This is a genomic window from Alcaligenes sp. EGD-AK7, from assembly GCF_000465875.3.
Lineage (GTDB): Bacteria > Pseudomonadota > Gammaproteobacteria > Burkholderiales > Burkholderiaceae_B > Alcaligenes > Alcaligenes phenolicus.
Map to the genome: position 1 here is coordinate 1 of NZ_AVOG02000043.1, position 647 is coordinate 647.

General features: G+C 60.6%; 1 pseudogene. It reads right to left on the reverse strand.

Annotated features, from left to right (window positions below):
- Nucleotides 1-647: pseudogene (locus N879_RS14420) on the reverse strand (Tn3 family transposase); the annotation flags it as partial.

Here is a 647-nt window from a genome sequence, read left to right on the forward strand (position 1 = left end):
CTTGGCAAGGTACTCGATGGCAGGATGCTCGCCGGTGGCCTGCCAGGGCAGCTTTGCAATGGCGACGAGCAACGACCGCACGGGGCGAATTCCATCAATCAATCCCTCGCGGACCAGGGAGGCCCTGCTCGGTGGTTTGCGTTTCTGGGTTTCGGTGATCAAGGCTTCAAGACGGGCACGCAACTCAGCATCTGGCACCGCACCTTGCGCGCTCAAGGCAACAAGTTCGCCGAGCAGCGTTTTGTACATTGCGGCCCAATTGACGGTAGCGGGGACATCGGCGGCAGCCTGACGCCACAGATCGGCGATCCGGCGCTGCACCATAAGGATCAACTGGTCTGTGGTGGTGAACAGGCAATACCGAAGAAAGCATGCGACCTCCACGGTGCGCGCTGGCTCTTTGATCTTGGCTCCGGCTGAGGGCGGCCTGGAGACAAGTCGGCGCGCGTAGCGGCGCAAGATGAGATCGGGGATGTCTGCCAGGTGCTTATGAACGTCCAGCGTGTAAAGCAGGTCGATGCGCTCCAGTACCTCGCTGATTTGGCGGGTTGAGTGTTTCGCCGGTGCAGCCCATAGCCAACTCTGCTGGGTTTGTCCATCTGGGCGCAGCTCTGAAACTGAGGCTCGCCAGCGATCAAGTGTTGCTG